The 16,622-nt window shown below is 72.0% G+C and carries 19 protein-coding genes; 7 read left to right on the top strand and 12 right to left on the bottom strand.

Annotation, left to right across the window (positions count from 1 at the left end; genetic code table 11):
* From G472_RS0123530 to G472_RS0123500, 7 genes are all read right to left on the bottom strand, one after another.
* Nucleotides 1-1,986 carry a heme lyase CcmF/NrfE family subunit gene (locus G472_RS0123530; RefSeq protein ID WP_029010335.1) on the bottom strand — a complete coding sequence of 662 codons (1,986 nt, stop codon included), beginning with the start codon at nucleotides 1,984-1,986 and terminating at the stop codon, nucleotides 1-3.
* 7 nt (nucleotides 1,987-1,993) lie between these two features.
* On the bottom strand, nucleotides 1,994-2,455 hold the full coding sequence (gene ccmE / locus G472_RS0123525; RefSeq protein WP_029010334.1) for a cytochrome c maturation protein CcmE: 462 nt from the start codon (nucleotides 2,453-2,455) through the stop codon (nucleotides 1,994-1,996).
* Nucleotides 2,452-2,670 (bottom strand): heme exporter protein CcmD, encoded by a 219-nt coding sequence (ccmD, locus tag G472_RS0123520; RefSeq protein ID WP_029010333.1) that lies wholly within the window; start codon nucleotides 2,668-2,670, stop codon nucleotides 2,452-2,454. Before ccmD ends, ccmE begins: the two co-directional genes overlap by 4 nt.
* Nucleotides 2,671-2,767: 97 nt before the next feature.
* Complete coding sequence (locus G472_RS0123515; RefSeq protein ID WP_029010332.1) at nucleotides 2,768-3,490, bottom strand: heme ABC transporter permease; 723 nt, start codon at nucleotides 3,488-3,490, stop codon at nucleotides 2,768-2,770.
* A 135-nt stretch (nucleotides 3,491-3,625) separates the two neighbouring features.
* Nucleotides 3,626-4,291: a heme exporter protein CcmB gene (ccmB, locus tag G472_RS0123510; RefSeq protein ID WP_029010331.1), complete on the bottom strand. Its 666-nt coding sequence runs from the start codon at nucleotides 4,289-4,291 to the stop codon at nucleotides 3,626-3,628.
* Nucleotides 4,288-4,980, bottom strand: a complete 693-nt coding sequence (ccmA, locus tag G472_RS35225) for a heme ABC exporter ATP-binding protein CcmA (RefSeq protein WP_035693547.1) — start codon at nucleotides 4,978-4,980, stop codon at nucleotides 4,288-4,290. The genes ccmB and ccmA overlap by 4 nt, the downstream gene beginning before the upstream one ends.
* 267 nt (nucleotides 4,981-5,247) lie before the next feature.
* Entirely contained in the window at nucleotides 5,248-5,691 is a 444-nt protein-coding gene (locus G472_RS0123500) for a hypothetical protein (protein ID WP_029010330.1), read from the bottom strand.
* Nucleotides 5,692-5,824: 133 nt separating this feature from the next.
* Here G472_RS0123500 and G472_RS0123495 point away from each other — a divergent pair, with 133 nt between their 5' ends.
* Nucleotides 5,825-6,754 carry a DMT family transporter gene (locus G472_RS0123495; protein WP_035693545.1) on the top strand — a complete coding sequence of 310 codons (930 nt, stop codon included), beginning with the start codon at nucleotides 5,825-5,827 and terminating at the stop codon, nucleotides 6,752-6,754.
* 15 nt (nucleotides 6,755-6,769) lie between these two features.
* On the opposite strand, the gene G472_RS0123490 is transcribed toward G472_RS0123495, so the two are convergent.
* Nucleotides 6,770-7,162 carry a YkvA family protein gene (locus G472_RS0123490; protein ID WP_156927236.1) on the bottom strand — a complete coding sequence of 131 codons (393 nt, stop codon included), beginning with the start codon at nucleotides 7,160-7,162 and terminating at the stop codon, nucleotides 6,770-6,772.
* Between the two features lie 330 nt (nucleotides 7,163-7,492).
* Between G472_RS0123490 and G472_RS0123485 the strand changes: the two genes are divergently transcribed.
* Nucleotides 7,493-7,897 (top strand): rhodanese-like domain-containing protein, encoded by a 405-nt coding sequence (locus tag G472_RS0123485; RefSeq protein ID WP_029010327.1) that lies wholly within the window; start codon nucleotides 7,493-7,495, stop codon nucleotides 7,895-7,897.
* On the opposite strand, the gene G472_RS35220 is transcribed toward G472_RS0123485, so the two are convergent.
* On the bottom strand, nucleotides 7,869-9,023 hold the full coding sequence (locus tag G472_RS35220; RefSeq protein WP_051341189.1) for an asparaginase: 1,155 nt from the start codon (nucleotides 9,021-9,023) through the stop codon (nucleotides 7,869-7,871). The genes G472_RS0123485 and G472_RS35220 overlap by 29 nt on opposite strands.
* Before the next feature lie 46 nt (nucleotides 9,024-9,069).
* Here G472_RS35220 and G472_RS0123475 point away from each other — a divergent pair, with 46 nt between their 5' ends.
* The gene (locus G472_RS0123475; RefSeq protein WP_029010326.1) at nucleotides 9,070-9,642 is read left to right on the top strand and encodes an RNA methyltransferase; all 573 of its coding nucleotides are present in this window, start codon (nucleotides 9,070-9,072) and stop codon (nucleotides 9,640-9,642) included.
* A gap of 20 nt (nucleotides 9,643-9,662) precedes the next feature.
* Here G472_RS0123475 and G472_RS0123470 read toward each other — a convergent pair whose 3' ends face one another.
* Together G472_RS0123470 and G472_RS0123465 are read right to left on the bottom strand one after the other, a co-directional pair.
* The gene (locus G472_RS0123470; RefSeq protein ID WP_029010325.1) at nucleotides 9,663-10,334 is read right to left on the bottom strand and encodes a ChrR family anti-sigma-E factor; all 672 of its coding nucleotides are present in this window, start codon (nucleotides 10,332-10,334) and stop codon (nucleotides 9,663-9,665) included.
* Entirely contained in the window at nucleotides 10,331-10,906 is a 576-nt protein-coding gene (locus G472_RS0123465; protein ID WP_029010324.1) for a sigma-70 family RNA polymerase sigma factor, read from the bottom strand. The genes G472_RS0123470 and G472_RS0123465 overlap by 4 nt, the downstream gene beginning before the upstream one ends.
* 269 nt (nucleotides 10,907-11,175) lie before the next feature.
* Between G472_RS0123465 and G472_RS0123460 the strand changes: the two genes are divergently transcribed.
* Nucleotides 11,176-11,712 (top strand): invasion associated locus B family protein, encoded by a 537-nt coding sequence (locus G472_RS0123460; RefSeq protein WP_029010323.1) that lies wholly within the window; start codon nucleotides 11,176-11,178, stop codon nucleotides 11,710-11,712.
* Nucleotides 11,713-11,789: 77 nt separating this feature from the next.
* Nucleotides 11,790-12,971, top strand: coding sequence for a dual-specificity RNA methyltransferase RlmN (gene rlmN, locus G472_RS0123455; protein WP_029010322.1), 1,182 nt, complete (start codon nucleotides 11,790-11,792; stop codon nucleotides 12,969-12,971).
* Between the two features lie 53 nt (nucleotides 12,972-13,024).
* Here rlmN and G472_RS37555 read toward each other — a convergent pair whose 3' ends face one another.
* Entirely contained in the window at nucleotides 13,025-15,934 is a 2,910-nt protein-coding gene (locus G472_RS37555; RefSeq protein ID WP_029010321.1) for a PAS domain-containing protein, read from the bottom strand.
* 165 nt (nucleotides 15,935-16,099) lie between these two features.
* Between G472_RS37555 and G472_RS35210 the strand changes: the two genes are divergently transcribed.
* Entirely contained in the window at nucleotides 16,100-16,333 is a 234-nt protein-coding gene (locus G472_RS35210; protein ID WP_035693543.1) for a hypothetical protein, read from the top strand.
* Between the two features lie 17 nt (nucleotides 16,334-16,350).
* Nucleotides 16,351-16,593 (top strand): hypothetical protein, encoded by a 243-nt coding sequence (locus G472_RS35205; RefSeq protein WP_051341188.1) that lies wholly within the window; start codon nucleotides 16,351-16,353, stop codon nucleotides 16,591-16,593.
* The last annotated feature ends 29 nt before the right edge of the window (nucleotides 16,594-16,622 follow it).

The following is a 16,622-nucleotide window of genomic DNA, read 5'->3' as shown; positions in this document are numbered from 1 at the left end:
TCACTCGGCCGCGTGGGCGGCCGCCGCGGGCGGCGACCGGCGCCGCTCCGGCGCACCGACGCGCAGGCGCCGGTCGCTCAGCGACACCAGGCCGCCGGCCACCAGGCCGATGCAGCCCAGCCAGATCCACGGCACGAAGGGGTGATGGTAGAGGCGCACCGTCCACTGCCCGGCCTCGTTGGGGTCGCCCAGCGCAATGTAGACGTCGGACAGCCAGGTGGTGTGGATCGCCGCCTCGGTGGTGGTCATCTGCTGCGAGGGGTAGAAGCGCCGCTCCGGCGTCAGCGTGGCGACGAAGGCGCCGTCGCGCTCCACGGTGAAGCGGCCGATGTCGGTGCGGAAGTTCTCCACGATGCCCTGGTCGACCCCGTCGAAGCGGATGCTGTAGCCGGCCACCTCGGCGGTGTCGCCGACGCGCATGGCCTGGATCGTCTCGCTCTGCCAGGCGGAGGAGCCGACCATGCCGACGATGGCGATGCCCAGCGAGGCGTGGGCGATGGTGGTGCCCCAGGTGCCGCGCGGCAGGCCGGCGGCGCGTGCCAGGCTGTCGCGCAGCGGGATGCGGAACAGGCGCACCCGCTCCGCCAGTTCGGCCAGCGCGCCGACGGTGGCCCAGGCGGCCAGCCCCATGCCGACGATGGCCATCACCGGGCCGCCGTAGACCCACACGGTGAGCAGGACCACCGCGAGCGTGGCGGCGGCGGCGCTCCACAGCCGCTTCAGCGCGCCCGGCAAGTCGCCGCGCTTCCACGCCAGCAGCGGTCCCACGGCCATGACCGCCACCATGGGGATCATCAGCGGCACGAAGGTGGCGTTGAAGAAGGGCGGGCCGACGGACACCTTGCCCAGGTCCAGCACGTCGAGGAACAGCGGGTAGAGGGTGCCGATGAACACCGTCGCCGTGGCCGTGGAGAGCAGCAGGTTGTTCAGAACCAGCGCCCCCTCGCGGCTGACCGGCGCGAAGACGCCGCCGGCCTTCAGCGAAGGCGCGCGGTAGGCGTAGAGCGCCAGGGAGCCGCCGGTGGCGATGATCAGCAGGAAGAGGATGAAGACGCCGCGCTCCGGGTCCACCGCGAAGGCGTGCACCGAGGTCAGGATGCCCGAGCGCACCAGGAAGGTGCCCATCAGCGACAGCGAGAAGGTGACGATGGCCAGCAGGACCGTCCAGGTCTTCAGCGCGTCGCGCTTCTCCACCACGATGGCGGAGTGCAGCAGCGCCGTGCCCGCCAACCAGGGCATGAAGGAGGCGTTCTCCACCGGGTCCCAGTACCACCAGCCGCCCCAGCCCAGCTCGTAATAGGCCCACCAGGAGCCCATGGCGATGCCCAGCGTCAGCGACGACCAGGCGACCAGCGTCCACGGCCGCACCCAGCGCGCCCAGGCGGGATCGACCCGCCCCTCGATCAGCGCCGCCACGGCGAAGGAGAAGGCCATGGAGAAGCCGACGTAGCCGAGGTAGAGGAACGGCGGGTGGAAGGCCAGGCCGGGGTCCTGGAGCAGCGGGTTGAGGTCGTTGCCTTCGAGCGGCGCCGGGATGACGCGCACGAAGGGGTTGGACGTCATCAGGATGAACAGGTAGAAGCCCACCCCGATCATCGCCTGCACGGACAGCACGCGGGCCTTGAGCGTCGGCGGCAGGTTGCGCCCGAACAGGGCCACCGCCGCGCCGAACACCGCCAGCATGGCCACCCACAGGATCATCGACCCCTCGTGGTTGCCCCACACGCCCGACACCTTGTAGAGCATGGGCTTCAGCGAGTGGCTGTTCTGCACCACGTTCATCACGCTGAAGTCGGACACCACATAGGCCCAGGTCAGCGCCAGGTAGGCGACCGCGATCAGCAGCACCTGCGCCAGGGCGGCGGGACGGGCGACCGCCATCCAGGCGGCGTTGCCGGTGGCGGCCCCCGCCATGGGCAAGGTCGCCTGCACCAGCGCGACGAACAGCGCCAGCACCAGCGCATAGTGGCCAAGCTCGGGGATCACCGGCGGGTCACTCCTTCACCAACGTGGTTTCACCGGCCCGGAAGTGCTCGGCACGCTTGAGCGCGTCGGCGACCTCGGGCGGCATGTAGTTCTCGTCGTGCTTGGCCAGGACCTCGCGGGCGAGGAAGACGCCGTCGGGGCGCAGCTTGCCCTCGGCCACCACGCCCTGCCCCTCGCGGAACAGGTCGGGAAGCTGGCCGCGGTAGCTGACGAGAACGCCGTTGACGCCATCGGTCACCCGGAAATCCGTGGTAATGCCGTCGGGCTGGCGCTTGACGCTGCCGTCCTCCACCAGTCCGCCCAGACGGAAGCTGCGGTCCTGCACCTCGGCGACCTTCATCTGCAGGTCGGTCGGGCTGAAGAAGAAGACGAGGTTGTCCTCGAACGCGGTCAGCGTGAGCGCGGTGGCGGTGCCCAGGCCCAGGAGGGCCAGGCCCAGCATGTAGAGACGCCGTTTCTTGCGAGTCATCCTTCACCCATCTCAGCGGCCGTCTCGTGGACGGCGGCCTCGCGACGGGCGCGCCGGCGCGGCGGCCGGCTGCCCTCCAAGGCCTTCAACGTCGCCTCGCGGGACCGCAGCCCCTTCAGCGTGGCAACCAGCAGCCCGACCATCACCAGCGCCGTCAACGCGTAGGAGGGCCAGATGTAGGCGGCGTATCCGCCCATCGCGAAGAACTCTGCCATGACGCCCGACGGTCGTTTCCTGGATTCGTTCTAATCAATGCCACCGGTGTGGCGGTTTCAAGGCGCCCCGCTAATGTTGCAATGCACAATCAACGGGTTAGCGGCCTTGTGCGTCGTTCAGTCGCAGCGTCTGGATCTTGCGCGCCAGGATTTCCGATTTCAGGCGCAGCAGGACGACGCTGACGAAATAGGCGGTGAAGGCGAACGCCATCACCAGGAGCGGCACCAGCATCTCCCCGGCGATGGTCGGCCCGCCCATGCGGATGACGCTGGCCGGCTGGTGCAGCGTGTTCCACCAGTCGACCGAGAACTTGATGATGGGGATGTTGACCACGCCCACCAGCAGCAGCACGTTGCCCGCCTTCACCCCCCGTTCCGGGTCGTCGAAGGCGTTCACCAGCGCCATGTAGCCGAGATAGAGGAAGAACAGGATCAGCATGCTGGTCAGGCGGGCGTCCCACACCCACCAGGTGCCCCACATGGGCGCGCCCCACAGGGAGCCGGTCACCAGGCAGACCGCCGTGAAGCCCGCCCCCACCGGGGCGGCGGCCTTGGAGAACAGGTCGGCCAGCGGGTGCTTCCACACCAGCCCCACGGCGGCGGCGATCGCCATGTTGACGTACACGAACAGCGCCATCCAGGCGGCCGGGACGTGGACGTACATGATGCGCACCGTGTCCCCCTGCTGGTAGTCGGGGGGCGAACCGAACAGGCTGAGGTACAGACCGACCACCAGCAGCACGACGGTCGCCCCGGCCGCCCACGGCTGGATCACGGCCGAGAGGCGCAGGAAGCGGGCGGGGTTGGCGAAGCGATGCATGGGGTGCGCCGGTGTTATGCGGAACTGCGGACCATATAAGCGCATAGATGCCCGACGACGAGAGGCATTGCCTTGATCTTTGTCAGATCTCCGGTCCAACCCTCCGCCGAACGTCAGCCCCCGCCGGAGAGGGGGCTATTCCACCGCCTGGCGCAGCGCGGCCGCACCGGCCCACGGGGCCAGCGGCAGGGCGCCGGCCAGCAGGCCGGACAGCAGCAGGATGTGCGGGCGCGGACTGAGGCCGAGGATGGCGGCGTCGATGGCGCCGGCGCCGAAGATCAGCACGGGGATGTAGAGCGGCAGGATCAGCAGCGACAGCAGCACGCCGCCCCGGCGCGCGCCCAGGGTCAGCGCCGCGCCGATGGCGCCGATCAGGCTGAGCACCGGCGTGCCGACGGCCAGCGTCAGGACCAGGACGCCGAACCCGTCGGCCTCCATGTTCAGCAGCACCGCCAGCAGCGGTGCGGCGACGATCAGCGGCACGCCGGTGACCAGCCAGTGGGCCAGCGTCTTGGCCAGCACCACCGCCTCCAGCGGCAGCGGCGTCAGCACCAGCAGCTCCAGCGAGCCGTCCTCGTAATCATTCTGGAACAGCCGCTCCAGGGACAGCAGCGAGGCGAGCAGCGCCGCCACCCAGATGACGCCGGCGGCGATGCGCGCGAGGATGTTGGGTTCCGGCCCGACGCCGAAGGGGAACAGCACCACGCAGAGCACGAAGAACATGACCGCGATGGTGGCGTCGGAGCCCTGGCGCAGCGCCAGCCGCAGGTCGCGCCCGACCAGCGTCAGGAAACGGTTCATGGGCGCGTGTCCTCATCGTCGTCTCCGGCATCGTCACCGGGGTCGTCCCCGTCGTCCGGCCCGGCGGGGGTGAAGTCGTCCAGGTGCAGGGTGGCGGCACCGGGCAGGGCGATGTCCGTGTGGGTGGACACCACCACCATGCCGCCGCCGGCCCGGTGTTCGGCGATGATGGCCTCCAGCAGCCCGATCGCCGCGCGGTCCAGCGCCACCGTGGGCTCGTCCAGCAGCCACAGGGGCGCCGGGGCGGCGAGGATGCGCGCCAGGTTCAGCCGCCGCTTCTGCCCGGCCGACAGGTAGCGCCCCGGCACCCCGGCGATGTGCGGCACCCCCAGCCGGGCCAGCGCCGCCCGCGCCCGCTCCTCGGGGACGGGGGCGCCGCCCAGGGCGGCCCAGAAGGCGAGGTTCTCGGTCGCCGTCAGCACCGGCTTCACGGCATCCAGGTGGCCCACGTAATGGGCGCGCCCGCGGTGGCGGTCGGGATCGTCGGCCACCGCCGCGTCGTCCCAGGCGAGCCGGCCGCGGAACGGCCGCAGCAGACCCGCCATGATGCGCAGCAGGCTGGACTTGCCCGAACCGTTGGGGCCCAGCAGGAGCAGCGCCTCCCCCGACCCGACGCGGAAGTCGAGCCCGGTGAAGACGAGCCGGTCGCCGCGCAGGCAGGTGAGGTCGGTTCCGGCGAAGACGGGCATGGGCGGCGGGACATCCGGGAGGGTCGGCGGCGGGACCGGCGACCTATAGCACAGCCCGCCGGCACGGCCAAAGAAACCTGCCCCCTCGACAGGGCAATCGGGTGAATGGATGCCGGACCCGGGGGTGCCCGCCGGCGGCTCCACAGCCGGCACCCCGGGGCGCGGATTGCGCGGATTTCCGCGCGGATGGCACGGATTGATCGTTCTTTCCGGCCTCTTGTTCCACCGGTCAGCACGTCCGAGACAAGCGATTGCCCCGTGCCTCCCTCAATCCCCCATCTTCAGGGCGACGTCGACACGCTCCACCGCGCAGGTCGGGCGGGCCGGGGGGCAGTAGCGGTATTCGACCCGCAGCATGCCGTCGTTGCTGTCGGGGGTGCCGAACCGCACCGCGCCGGGCCGCGCCACGGGGAACGACACACGGAGCGCCCCGCCCCTTCCGGACCCGCGCACCGCGGCGGGGAACTTGCCGGCCAGCCGGTCGCGCATCAGCGCCGGGGCGTCGATGCGCAGCACCGCCGGCTGGATGCTCACCCCGTTCGCGGGCTGCACCGACACCACCAGGGCGTCGCGGCCGCCGGTGCGCTCGATGGTCACGGCGACGCGGCCGCTGGGGACCTCGGCCATCCACGCGGGGGGCGGCGTCTGGCCCCGCGCCGCGGGGATCGTGACGAACAGGGCGGCCAGGGCCGGCATGGCGAGCTTCAGCATGGCGCGTATCTCCTGCGCGCGAGCATGGCAGCCCGGCGCGGCGCGCGCAAAGGCGCGATGGGGGGGCCCCTGGTCGGGTGCCGGCCGCGGCCCCACATCCCTGCGACCGCTCCGTTGCCCCCCTTCCCCGCCCGTGCGTTCCTCCCCCGACCCGCTCCGCCTGTCCGCGCCCGTCGAGGCGGCGCTGTGGATGATCCTGGCCTCGCTGATCTTCGCGGCGGGCAACGCGCTGGTGCGCCACACCACGGCGAGTCTGCACCCGTTCGAGGTGGCATTCTTCCGCAACCTGTTCAGCCTGCTGGTGATGCTACCCTGGGTGGTGACGCGCGGCGTGCGGGTGATGCGCACCGACCGGCTCGGCCTCTACGTGACGCGGGCGGCGACCGGGCTGATGGCCATGCTCTGCTGGTTCTGGGGTCTGTCGGTGATGCCGCTGGGCGATGCCACCGCGCTCAGCTTCACCACGCCCCTGTTCGCCACGGTTGGGGCGGCCCTGTTCCTGGGCGAGGTGGTGCGGGCCCGGCGCTGGATCGCCGTGGCCGTGGGGTTCGCCGGTGTGCTGGTGATCGTGCGCCCCGGACCGGGCAGCCTGTCGGTGGCGGCGCTGGTGGTGCTGGCGAGCTGCCTGTTCGCCGCCGTGAGCGCGCTCCAGGTGCGTTCCCTGGCGCGCTCGGAGACCTCGGCGGCCATGGTCACCTATATGGTGCTGTTCCTGACGCCCATGTCGCTGGTGCCCGCGCTGTTCGTCTGGCAGTGGCCGGATTGGCCGACACTCGGCTGGCTGGCCCTGCTCGGCACCATCCTCACCTTCGGCCATCTGGCGATGACCCGCGCCTTTGCCCTGGCCGAGGCGTCGGCGCTGATGCCCTATGATTACGTCAAGCTGCCCCTGTCGGCGCTGATCGCCTATCTTGCCTTCGGCGAGGTGATGGACGCCTCGGCCTGGGCCGGGGCCGGCGTGATCGTCGCCTCTACCCTCTACATCGCCCACCGCGAGGCGGTGGTGGCCCGCAGCGCCCGCACCGCCGGCGCCGCGGCCGCGGAGTCGCCGTCCAAGCCATAGAGGACGAACCCGGCATCACGCCGCCGCCGCGTCCGCCGCCTCCCGTTCGGCTTCCAGGACGACGCGGGCGCGTTCGTAATGGTGGGGGCGCAGGTTGACCTGGACGGTGCGCAGCGCCGCCATCAGCACCGCCGCGTCGTCGGTGAAGCCGGCCACCAGCAGGATGTCGGGCACGGCGTCGAAGGGCAGGATGAAATAGGCCAGCGCCCCCAGCAGCACCGCCTTGGCCCGCGCCGGGGTGGCCGGATCGAGGGCGCAGAAATAGGCGGCCAGCAGATGGTCGAGGAAGGGCAGCCGGTGCAGATTGGCCCGCAGCTTGCTCCAGAAGCGGCCGCGCACGATCCGCTCCTCCGCCTCCAGCCGCTCGTCCGCGTCGGGAATGCCCCCCGGTTCCGCCTGCACCATCATCCGAGTCCTCCGGTTCCGCTGGCCGATGATATGTCGGCTCCACCCGCCATCTGCAACAGCCGGACCCATCGGGATTGCGCGGATTGATCGCTCCGCCCGACGACCGGACGCAGCCGAAGCCGAAGCAGGGCATGGCATCCGTGCCATCCGTCCAAATCCGCGCCATCCGTGGCGGGCTTGTGCCCCCGGACAGCACGTCCGGTTCCGGCGATCGCCTTGCCGGAAATGGACTCTCCGCAGGTCGGACGGTCAGGGCATTGGACCGCCGGGCCGCGGCGCCCTACCATGGGGCGCCGCAGGCAATCGGTCGGCCGAACGGGAGGAGACACCATGGCGATCACCAAAGGCATCAAGGCCCTGCTGGACGAGGCGAACGCACGCATCGCCACCATCGGCCCGCAGGAGGCGCTGACCCTGCACGGCGACCCCGACGTGGTGTTCGTCGACATCCGCGACGTGCGCGAACTGCAGCGCGAGGGCATGATCCCCGGCGCCTTCCACGCGCCGCGCGGCATGCTGGAGTTCTGGGTCGACCCCGAGAGCCCCTACCACAAGCCCGTCTTCGCCTCCGGCAAGCGGTTCATCTTCTATTGCGCCAGCGCCTGGCGCTCGGCCCTGGCCACCGACACGGTGCAGACCATGGGGCTGGCCCCGGTCTGCCACCTGGAGGGCGGCTTCACCGCGTGGAAGGCCGCCGGCCTGCCCGTCACGATGCCGGAGCCGCCGGCGGCGTAGCCTCCTCCTCCACGGGCCAGCCCGCGGCGGGCCGCACCGCACCGGTCTCGGTGCCGCGCCGGTTGCGCTGGGGCTGGACCAGCAGGTCGGGGACGGCGTCCCACTCCCCGTCGTCCAGGGCGCCCGATGCCCGGATCAGCGCCGCCATGGCGACGTCGCGGGCACGGGCGGCGCCGTCCTCGATCTTCAGCGCGATGCCCACGCCCTGTTCGACCAGCACGGCGCAGCCCACGCCCTCGGCCCCCGCCTTGACCAGGACGCGGCCCCGGGCCGTCTCCATCATGCGGGTGTCGAAGGTGTTGCGGCCGGCGATCAGGTAGGGATGAGCCGCCCAGGCGGCGCGGATGCGCTCCACCGCCGCGGCGCGGCGCTCGGGCAGGTCGGAGGGGTCGGCGATGCGGGCCATGGCGAAGGCCAGGCCGCCCAGCGGCACCGCAAGCGTCGGGATCGAACAGCCGTCGACGCCCCACGGCGCCCCCGTCAGGTCCTGCGCCGTCATCTGCTCCAGCACGCCCAGGATGCGCTGCTGCACCGGGTGGTCGTAGCGCACATAGCCGGCCGGCGCCTCGCCCCTGTGGCGGGCGGTGGTCAGCATGCCCGCGTGCTTGCCCGAACAGTTGTTGTGCAACGCCGTCGGGGGCGCGCCGGCGCGCAGCAGGGCGTGGGTCGTCTCCTCGTCATAGGGAAGGTGGGCGCCGCACTCCAGGTCGTCGGGGGTGCAGCCGATGCGCGCCAGCCAGCGCGCCACCAGGTCGGTGTGCACCGCTTCGCCGTTGTGGGAGGCGCAGGCCAGCGCCAGTTCCTCGCTGCCCAGGCCGAAGGCGTCGAAGGCGCCGCTCTCCACCAGGGGGATGGCCTGGAGCGCCTTGACGGCGGAGCGCGGGTAGACCGGCGCCATGGTCTCGCCCCAGCGGGCCAGCACCCGCCCGCCGGCATCAACGACGCAGGCGTGGCCGCGGTGGCGCGACTCCACCATGCCGCCGCGGGTCACCTCCACCAGGATCGGCGTGTCGCCCCGGCCGGGGATCGCTGCCCGCCCGCCGGGGGCGGCGGCGGGGGCATGATTGTGGCCGGCGTGGTCATGGTCGTGGCCGCCGCAGCAGCCGTGGGTATGGTCATGGGTCATGAGCGCAAGTCTTGCCCTTCGCGGGCCCGCCGTGCAAGGTGCGCGCATGCGTGGATACTTTGCCATCGGGGTCGAGCGCATCAGCAAGCCGGGAAACGTCGGCAACCTGGTCCGCTCCGCCCACGCCTTCGGGGCCTCCTTCTTCTTCGCCGTCGATCCCGAGCCGGACCTGCGCGAGATGCGCTTCGTGGACACCTCCGGGGCCGACGTGCACCTGCCGCTGTACGTCTATCCCGACGTGCCCTCGCTGGTCTTGCCCCGTGCGTGCACGCTGGTCGGGGTGGAGCTGACCGACGAGGCCATCGACCTGCCCAGCTTCCGCCATCCCCTGCGCGCCGCCTACGTGCTGGGCCCCGAGCGCGGCAGCCTGTCGGCAGAGTTGCAGGAGCGCTGCGACCACGTCGTGAAAATCCCCACCCGCTTCTGCGTCAACGTCGGCGTGGCCGGGGCGCTGGTCATCTATGACCGGATGATCTCGCTGGGCCGCTTCGCCGAACGCCCGGTGCGGACCGGCGGCCCCACCGACGGCGCGCCCGTGCACGTGCACGGCCCGCAGAAGGTCCGCAACCGCGCCGCCCGCCGCAGCGCCCGCCGCCGGGGCGAGGACACGGGATTCTGATACGGCGCCGGTTCAGGCTCCTACAGGCGCAGGAACGGGTTGAGGAAGCGGCCGACCGGGCCGGTCAGGCGCAGCGTCCCCATGGTCACCGACAGGCACAGGCACCCTTCCGGGTCGGCCAGCGGGCGGTGGTCGATGGTGTCGTCGCCGACCGCCACGTCGCCGCGCAGGTAATGGCCGAAGGCGTCGCTGAAGCCGCCCTGAAGCACCATGGCCAGCTCCACGCCGTCGTGGCTGTGCTGCGGCACGCCGGTGCCGCCGGCGATGCGGATCAGCCGGGCGGAGCCGACGGTCAGCGGGATCTCGGCGACGCGGATGCCCGGCAGCATCGGACGCCAGCGCAGGGCGTCCGGGCATCCCCCGATGTAGGACCGCAGCGGCTCCGGCAGCAGCGGCCCGTCGGCGGCCGCGCGGCGCTGCGGGGCCGGCGGCCGGCGGACCGGGGGCGGCGGCTCGGGGCCGTCCTCGTCCAGGCGGGCGAGCAGCCGGTCGAGGCAGCCGGGCGACAGGGGGTCGGGCTCGATGCTCTCCAGGAGCGCACCGCCCACCGCCTCCATCTCGGCGACGGCGCAGCGGCAGCCGGGGCACAGCGCGGCGTGGGACGCCACGACCAGCGCCGGTCCCTCGCCCAGGCTCCCGCTCGCATAGTCCATCAGCAGCGCGTCGCCGGGATGGTGGGTCGGCAGGCTCATGACGGCTCCCTCAGGACCTTGCGCAGGCGCTCCAGGGCCAGGCGCACACGGGATTTCACGGTGCCCAGCGGAAGGCCCCGCTCGGCGGCGATGGTGGTGTGGGGCTTGTCCTCGAAATAGGCCAGGCGCACCAGATCCGCCTGTTCGGGCGGCAGGTCGTCCAGGGCGGCGCGCAGGCGCCCGGCGCTCTGCGCCGTCTCCAGCCGGTGGTCCGCCCATTCCACGGGATCGGGAACCAGCATGGGGTCGCCGGGGTCGATCTCCGGCCGCGACTCGCGGCGCAGCGCATCGAGCCGGCGGTTGCGCGCGACGGTGAAAATCCAGGTCGTGGCGGTGGCCCGGGCGGGATCGAACAGCTCCGCCCGCCGCCAGACCACCAGCATGACCTCCTGCACCAGCTCTTCCGCCTGCCCGGCGTCGCAGCCCTGGCGGCGCAGGAACGCCTTCAGGCGCGGCGCCACCCGTTCGAACAGCGCGGCGAAGGCGGCGCGGTCCCGCCGCCGGCCGACCGCCAGCAGCAGGTCGTCGAGCGAGGATGCCGCCTCGGCCGCGGGGGAAGAAGAATCCTGCATCACCGCATTGAAGGCGAACACGGGCCACCGCACAAGTCGCACGTGGCGCGGCGGCGTCGCAGGGCAGCAATGTGGCGTGGCCGCGCCGGTCACGGCGGCCGATACGAAACCCATCATGCCCGGTTTTACGCAGGTGCCGTCGGGTTGGATCACCGGCGCGGCACGAAAGCACCCCGACTCCGCCACGGTGTTGCCCGTTTTGGGTTCAATCCTCATCCGAATTGGGATAACGTCTCCCGCACCCGAAACCACTTCGCAGTTGCACAACGATGCCGCAAACCCGCACCGTTCGTGGCGCCGCCGCTTCCGCCACCCTGGCGCTGGCGCTGGCCGTCCTGCCCAATGTGGCGTCGGCGGCCGAACCCAGATTTCTGGGCAGCTTCCGGGACTGGAACGCCTTCTCGTTCGACGAGAGCGGCCAGACCGTCTGCTACATGTCGAGCCAGCCGCAGAAGAAGGAGCCGGGCAATGTCCGCCGCGGCGACATCTACGCGCTCGTCACCCATCGGCCGGCCGAGAACACCTTCGACGTCGTCAGCATCATCGTCGGCTATCCGTTCCGCAAGAACAGCGAGGCGTCGATCGCCATCGACGGCAAGGACTTCGCGCTGTTCACCGACGGCGAGACCGCCTGGGCCCGCGACGCCGCCACCGACCGCGCCATCGTCGACGCCATGAGGGCCGGCCGCAACATGGTGGTGAAAGGGGTGTCCGCGCGCGGCACCAACACCACCGACACCTACAGCCTGATGGGCGTCTCCGACGCCTACGACGCGCTGGTCAAGGCCTGCAACGTCAAGCGCTGAGGGCCCGGCGCCGACGGCCGGACAATTTCACGACTCGTCCTTTTGACAGCGGGAGGGGCGCGGCCTAAGTATGGGCCATGAACGCGCTCCCCCTCGCTGCCCCGTCGGCGGCTCCCGCTGTGTTTCCGGCCGCCGACGCGGCCGGCCGCAAGAATCTCGTCGGCCTCTCCCGCCCGGAGCTGGAGGCCGAGATGGTGGCCTTCGGCCTGGAGAAGTTCCGAGCCCGCCAGCTCTGGCACTGGATCTACCACCGCGGGGCCACCGACTTCGCGGCGATGACGACGCTGGCCAAGCCGGTGCGCGACCGCCTGGCCGAGGCGTATGCGGTGCTGCGCCCGACGGTGGTGCGCGATCCGGTGTCCCGCGACGGCACGCGCAAATGGCTGCTGCGCATGCCCGACGGCCAGGAGGTGGAGACCGTCCACATCCCCGAGGAGGACCGCGGAACGCTGTGCGTCTCGTCCCAGGTGGGCTGTACGCTGACCTGCCGCTTCTGCCACACCGGCACCCAGCGCCTGGTGCGCAACCTGAGCGCCGCGGAGATCGTGGCCCAGGTGATGCTGGCGCGCGACGTGCTGGACGAATGGCCCGCCCCGCCGGACGGGCGGATGATCTCCAACATCGTCATGATGGGCATGGGCGAGCCCCTGTTCAATTACGAGAACGTGGCCAAGGCGCTGAAGATCGTGATGGACGGCGACGGCATCGCCATCTCCAAGCGGCGCATCACCCTGTCCACCTCGGGCGTGGTGCCGGCCATGAAGCGCTGCGGGGAGGAGCTGAACGTCAACCTCGCCGTATCGCTGCACGCGGTGACGGACGAGCTGCGCGACCGCATCATGCCGATCAACCGGAAGTATCCGCTGGCCGAGCTGATGAAGGCGTGCCGCGAGTACCCCGGCCTATCCAACGCCCGCCGCATCACCTTTGAATATGTGATGCTGAAGGGCATCAACGACAGCCCGGCCGACGCCCGCGCGCTGGTCAACCTGCTGAAGGGCGTGCCGGCCAAGATCAACCTGATCCCCTTCAATCCCTGGCCCGGCGCGCCGTACGAGCGGTCCACCGACCGCGCCATCCAGGTGTTCGGCGACCTGGTCAACGCCGCCGGCTACGCCAGCCCGGTGCGCACGCCCCGCGGCGAGGACATCATGGCCGCCTGCGGCCAGCTCAAGAGCGACAGCCTGCGCCTGTCCGCCGCCGAGCGCGCCGCCATGGAGCGCGTGGTTGCCGAAAAGGACGCCGCTCTGTCATTGTGAGCGGCGGAGCTTTCCGCATCCGCAACCACGCGCCGGTGGGCTGACGCCCCCGCCTACGCCACCCCTTCCGCCATCACCCGGTCGGGCGGGAAGTGCATGGTCACGGTGGTGCCCTCGCCCGGCGTGCTGGCGATGGTCAGGCGGCCGCCGTGGAGTTCCATGAGGTTGCGGCTGATGGCCAGCCCCAGGCCGGTGCCGCCGAAGCGGCGGGTGATCGAGGCGTCGGCCTGCTGGAAGGGCTCCGTCACGTGGCGCAGCGCTTCCGCCCCGATGCCGATGCCGGTGTCGGCGACGGTGACCGCCAGGCCGCCGTCGGGCGCCACCGCGGCGCCGAGGGTGACGCGGCCGCCGGCCGGCGTGAACTTGACCGCGTTGGACAGCAGGTTCAGCAGCACCTGGCGCACCGCCCGTTCGTCGGCCAGCAGGCGCGGCAGGCGGTCCGGCAGGTCCAGGTGCAGGGCGACCCGCCCCCGCTCCGCCGGCACGGCCGACACGGCCAAGCCGGATTCCAGCACCGCCGCCGGGTCGAGCGGCCGTTCGTCCAGCGCGTAGCGACCGGCTTCGAGCTTCGACATGTCCAGCACGTCGTTGATCAGGTCCAGCAGGTGCGTGCCGCTGACGCGGATGTGGCCGGCGTATTCGCCGTAGCGCGGGTTGCCGATGGGGCCGAACACCTCGTGCATCATGATCTCGGAAAAGCCGATGATGGCATTCAGCGGCGTGCGCAGCTCGTGGCTCATGGTGGCCAGGAAGGCGCTCTTGGCGCGGCTGGCGCTCTCGGCCTCGTCGCGCGCCCGGGCCAGGCTGCGGGCAGCCAGCACCCGGTCGGTGACGTCGCGGGCGAGGAACAGCACCTCCGGGCGCGGCGCCACGTCGGCGGGCAGGACCGCCGTGCGCCCCTCGTACCACAGCCCGCCGTCGCCGTGGTTCAGGCAATACTCCACCACCTGCGGCCGGCCGGTGTCCAGGGTGCGGCGGATCACCGCCAGGATGCGGGCGGCGACGTCGGCCGGCAGCACCTCGTCCAGGGTGCGGCCCACCATCGGCTCGGCCGGGTCGGCCGGGTCGCCGGCGGCGCCGGTGGCCAGCACCTCGCGGTAGAGGCCATCGGAGTCGATGATGTAGGCAAGATCGGGCAGGGCGCCGATCAGGGCGCGCAGCCGCGCCCGGCTGGCACGCAGCGCCTCCTCGCCCCGGCGGCGCGCCGTGACGTCGCGGAACACGCCGAGCCAGCCGCCTCCCTCCAGCCGTACCGCGCTCAGCTCGCACAGCAGCACGTCGCCGCAGGTGTGGCGCAGCACCACCTCGCGGCGCAGCCGGCCATCGGAGGCGACGGCGGCGAACGCCTCGGCGGTGGCCGCCGCCATGGGGTGTCCGGCGGGCACCACGTCAGCCGGTCCCGCGGCGGCCGGCCCGTCCGGGGCAAGGCCCAGCATGCGGCGGGCGGCCGGGTTGGCCTCGGCGAAGCGGCCGGCGCCGTCGACGACGAAGATCCCCTCCATCGCCGCATCCAGGTAGGAGCGCAGGCGCGCCTCGCTCCGGCGCAGGCTGTCTTCCATGCGCTTGCGCTCGGTGATGTCGCGCGCCTCGCTGATGAGCTGGACGACGCGGCCCCGCTCGTCGCGCACGGGCTTGATGGAGATGTCCAGCGTGCACAGCCCGCCGGGCATCCGGGCCTCCACCTCGAAGCGCGTGAACGCGCCGCCGCCGGCGTCCGCCACGGCGCGGCGCAGGCGCTCCGCACCGTCGGGGTTGCGGCGCCAGTGCGGCAGGTCCCACACCGCCCGCCCGATGAGCGACTCGGGCTCGACCCCGGCGAACGCGGCGGCGGCGTGGTTCATCGACAGAACCCGCCCGTCCGGCGTCAGCAGCCCGATGAACTGGAAGGCACTGTCGAAGATGGCGCGGGCGCGCCGTTCGCTTTCCTGAAGCGCGCCGGCGGTGGCCTCCAGCCGTCCGAGGAAGCGCAGCAGCACCACCGTCAGGCCGATCACCAGGGTGACCACGCCGGCCAGGGCCATCAGGCGCTGCGCCGTGGCGGCGCGCCAGGGGGCGAGATAGTCCTCGGCCCCCATGCGAACGGCGACCGCCAACGGAAATCCCGCCACCGCGCGGATGCCTAGGATGCGCATCCGGCCGTCGATGGCCGAGGGACCGACCAGCGTCCGTGCCGGGGCACCGCCGACGACGGCGGACACCTGCGCGGCGTAGCGCACCGGGTCGCTCAACAGTCCCTCGTCGCGGGGATAGCGGACCAGCGCCGTGCCGTCGCGGCTCCACAGGGTCACCGTGCCCTCGCGGCCGATGTCGAGCGTGGAATAGAAGGCCTCGAAATAATTGAGGTCGATGGCGGCCCAGACGACCCCGGCGAAGGTGCCCGTATCATCCTCCAGGCGCCGGCTGACCGCCACGAACCAACCCTGCCCGACCCGGCTGAGCAGCGGCGGCGAAATGCGCACGCCGCTGCCGGGATCGTCGCGGTGTACGGCGAAATAGGGGCGGTCGGCAACGTCGAGACCGATGCCGGCCGCCGTCTCCGTCCCGTCCGCCCGCACCCGTCCGCCGGCATCGGCCACCCCCAGGACGCGGATCACCGAGGTCTGGCTCTGCGTGCGGCGCACCATCGCCGCGACGGCGGCGGGATCGCCGACCTCCCCGTCGCGCAGGAAGGGCCGCACCGCCTCGGCCAGGGCGGCCAGCGCCAGCTCCGCCGTACCGAAGGCGCCGCGGGCGTGCACCTCCAGGGTGTTGGCGAGATTCTGCACCTGGCGCTCCGCGTCGGCCTGCGCCTGCTCGCGCCCGCGCAGCACGTCGACCGCGGCCAGCGTCGTCAGGCCGGCGATCACCAGCCCCACCAGCACCAGCACGACGAAGCGAAAGCGGCCGAAGTCGGACGCGTTCGCCCCGCCGCCGGTCGCCGGCGCGCGCAGGACCGAGAACGGGGGATCGGCGGGAACGGACAAGGGCGCCGCGTCGGAAGGGGCTGGGTGCGGACCAGTCTATCCCGGCGACCACCCCTTTGCACGGCCCCCGAACGGTTTTTCCGCATTGGGGCTCGACAAGGCCACGCGGTGCGGGCATCAAGGCGGCCGTCCGCCCGTCCCCGACACCCGGCACCGGAAGACGCCATGCTGGAGTCCCTGTCCCCCGCCGTCCTCGCCATCCTGCTGTTCGGGCCGCTGGCGCTGTGGCCGGCCATGCGCATCCTGCGCCGCGCCGGCTTCAACCCGTGGATCGGGCTGGCGGTGCTGGTACCGGTGGTCGGCGTGCTGGTGGTCTACATGGTGCTGGGCCACCGGCGCTGGCCCAACCTGCCGGCGCGCGCCCCGCGCCGGACGCCCAAGACGCGCCGCACGCTCTGAGCGGAAGGAACTCGGCCATGGACCCGATCTTCGGGCTCGCCCCCTGGGTGGTCAACCTGATCGCCGCCCTCTACCTGACCTACAAGCTGGTGCTGGCCGGCTGGATCGTCGCCAAGGCGGGGCGCAGCCCGCTGTGGGGGCTGATGGTGCTGGTGCCCTTCGCCGAACTGCTGGGCATCTGGCTGTTCGCCTACGCCCGCTGGCCCTTCATGGAGCGGCCGGACTCCGGCGCGGCGGAGGAGCCGGCGGGACGGGCTTGAAGCCCGCGCCGACACGCCGTACTGTCGCC

It is taken from the genome of Azospirillum halopraeferens DSM 3675 (assembly GCF_000429625.1).
GTDB lineage: Bacteria > Pseudomonadota > Alphaproteobacteria > Azospirillales > Azospirillaceae > Azospirillum > Azospirillum halopraeferens.
Note: the sequence above shows the minus strand (reverse complement) of the source record. Positions and strands in the feature narration are given on the sequence as shown.